The sequence below is a fragment of the Dethiosulfatibacter sp. genome (genome assembly GCF_983023055.1).
The window spans coordinates 1-3235 of sequence record NZ_CEZJXU010000300.1; the positions used below are offsets into that span (position 1 = coordinate 1).

Here is a 3235-nt window from a genome sequence, read left to right on the forward strand (position 1 = left end):
GAGGAGATGTTGAAGAGGCATTCAAGCAATGTGATGTAATAGTCGAAGAAAATTATTATACACCTTCAATTTCTCATGTTTTTATAGAAACAGAAGCTACAATAGCTAAGTTAGAAGAAGGAATACTTACATTTTGGTCTTCAACTCAAAACCCTCATTACGACAGGGGCGAAGTTGCAGGAATGCTTGGATTTTCTTTAAACAGAGTTAGAAGTATTCAAGGTAATACTGGAGGAGCATTTGGTGGAAAGCTTGATATTTCTACACAATGCCATGCTGCACTTCTTGCATATTATACTGAAAAACCTGTTAAAATGGTTAGAAAGAGAAAAGAATCAATGCAGGTATCTTCAAAGAGGCATCCTCACTATATGAAATTCAAGACAGGTGCTACTAAGGATGGAAAGATATTGGCAATGGAAGCTGAACTTAGACAAGATACTGGGGCATATGGTTCTTATGGACTAGCAGTAATAACCAGATCAATGGTACATGCACAGGGTCCTTATGAAATTCCAAATGTGAAAATCAACGCTACAATGGTATATACAAATAATCCTATGTGCGGAGCAATGAGAGGATTTGGAGTGCCACAGGTTTCGATAGCTCATGAAGCTCAAATGGATTTATTAGCTGAAAAACTTGAAATAAGTCCTGTTGATATAAGACTTATTAACTGCTTCTCAGTAGGATCGAAGACAGGAACTGGACAATTATTGTCAAACAGTGTAGGTATAAGAGATACAATAAATGCTGCCGTGGCTAAAGCTAAGGAAGTAATTAAGTAGAAGGGAGGAAATTACATGATTAAGAAAGGTACAGGAGTAGGATGTATGTGGTATGGAATAGGTAATACAGGATTACCAAACCCAGCTGCAGCATTTGTAGAAGTACACGGAGATGGTTCGGCAACTGTATTGGCAGGAGTTGCTGATATAGGCCAGGGATCTGATACTGTAATGGCACAGATTACTGCTGAAACATTGGGAGTTACATTTGACAAGGTAGTTGTAAGATCAGCTGATTCAGGAGTGACACCGGAGGGTGGAGCGACTTCAGCAAGTAGACAGACTTATATTTCAGGTAATGCATGTTATTTTGCATCCCTAGAGGCTAGAGAAAATATTATTTTGGTTGCAGCACAACTTCTTGATTGTAGTGAAAAAGATGTTGTTTTAGCTGATAACAAAGCATCAGTAAAGAACAATGAAGAAAAATCATTGGCTTATGTAGATATAATGATGGGATTGAAGGCAAGAGGTCTTCTTGCACTTGGAAAAGGTCAATACAATCCTTCTACAATAGCACTTGACGGTGACATGCAGGGATCGCCTTATGAAACTTATGCTTATGCGACTCAGATTGCAGAGGTTGAAGTCAACTCTGAAACAGGCGAAGTAAAAGTAACAAAAATAGTTTGTGCTCATGATGTAGGTAAAGCAATTCACAAGATAAATGTTGAAGGACAGATAGAAGGTGGAGTTGCAATGGGTATAGGATTTGCCCTTACTGAGAAAGTTGACATTAAAAATGGAATCGTAAAAAATGACGACTTAAATAATTATATAATCCAAACAACTCAAGACATGCCTGAGATTCATTCTGTAATTGTAGAAGATCCTGCATTGTCTGGTCCATATGGAGCTAAAGGAGTTGGAGAACCGGCACTTATACCGGTTGCACCAGCAATACTAAATGCAATCTATGATGCTGTTGGAGTTAGAATCACTAGTCTTCCTGCAACTGCAGATGTTGTATTGAAAGCAATAAAGGAAAAAGAAGGAAAGTAACACTATTAACCGAGTATAACCGGCCCTCAACCCGGTTTAACTACTGCATCATTAAAGTTGTGTGGACAATTTTGATGCAGTGATATTATAAAATAAATTTATATGGAGGAACAGATTTGAGTAATAACAAAACGGAAGTAAAGAAAGAAAGTTTTTTAAAGAGAAAGAATATTGAAATATCGGTAAAGAGGTACCTTATTGACACTTTGAGCTTCATGGCTCTTGGTTTATTCGGAACACTAATTATTGGTAGTATTCTTAACGTAATTGGTGGAAAACTTGGAATCGCCTTACTTACTGATACAATTTGGCCTATTGCAAGAGCAATGACAGGACCAGGAATCGGTGTTGCAGTAGCCTATGGACTTCAGGCTCCACCACTTGTAATATTTGCTTCAACAATGACAGGAGCAGCCGGTGCTGCACTTGGCGGACCGGTTGGTGCATTGCTAGCAGGATTAGTTGGTGCTGAATTCGGTAAACTTGTTTCAAAAGAGACAAAGATAGACATAATTGTAACTCCAGCAGTTACAATCATAGTAGGTGTACTTGTAGGAACTCTAGCAGGACCTGGAATCAACGCCTTCATGACTGGATTCGGAAATATTATAAATGCAGCTACAGATCTTCAGCCTATACCAATGGGAATACTTGTTTCAGTACTTATGGGTATAGCTCTTACGCTTCCAATAAGTAGTGCTGCAATAGGTATAATGCTTGGTCTTGGTGGACTGGCTGCGGGTGCTTCTGCTGCAGGATGTTCGGCACAGATGGTAGTATTTGCAGTAATCAGCTATGAAGTAAACGGTGTTGGTGGAGTGTTCTCGCAAGGTCTTGGAACTTCAATGCTTCAGGTTCCAAACATAGTAAAGAACTGGAAGGTATGGATACCTGCGATTCTTACATCCGCAATAACTGGGCCAATAGCTACTACAGTGTTTAAGATGGAAAATACTTCTATCGGATCAGGAATGGGTACATCTGGACTTGTTGGACAGTTTGGTGCTATATCAGCTATGGAAGCTGCAGGTAAAGGTGGAGCAAGCATGTATATAGGAATCCTTGTTGTACATTTCATACTTCCTATAGTAATAGGACTTTCTACTTACAAAATAATGAAGAAAATGAACCTAATAAAACCAGAAGATTTAAAACTAGATATATAAGACGAATTTACAAAATATATAACTACAATATGCCACCTGTAAGGGTGGCATATGTTTTTAATAGCCTTATTGAAAATTCACCCTCTCTTTAATTCGAAATCATATAGAAAACACATCATGTATTCTGTATTTAGCAATTTAGATACGACATATCGCAATAATGCCATAATAAATTCTTAAATAGAAAATACGGATTGAATCGCAATTCGTACTCTTTTAAACCTAAAAACCAAAACAGAAACAAGGAAGGAGAAACAACATGTGTGAAAACTGCAGCAT

3 protein-coding genes are annotated in these 3235 nt (G+C 38.0%); all 3 read left to right on the top strand.

Annotated features, from left to right (window positions below; all coding sequences use genetic code 11):
• Positions 1–788 (top strand): molybdopterin cofactor-binding domain-containing protein (locus AC3AX0_RS09945; protein ID WP_487550137.1); only part of this gene is annotated, 788 nt, incomplete at its 5' end.
• Between the two features lie 15 nt (positions 789–803).
• A complete protein-coding gene (locus tag AC3AX0_RS09950) occupies positions 804–1790 on the top strand; it encodes a xanthine dehydrogenase family protein molybdopterin-binding subunit (protein ID WP_487550138.1) in 987 nt (328 codons plus the stop codon).
• 116 nt (positions 1791–1906) lie between these two features.
• Complete coding sequence (locus AC3AX0_RS09955; protein WP_487550139.1) at positions 1907–2956, top strand: PTS sugar transporter subunit IIC; 1050 nt, start codon at positions 1907–1909, stop codon at positions 2954–2956.
• The last annotated feature ends 279 nt before the right edge of the window (positions 2957–3235 follow it).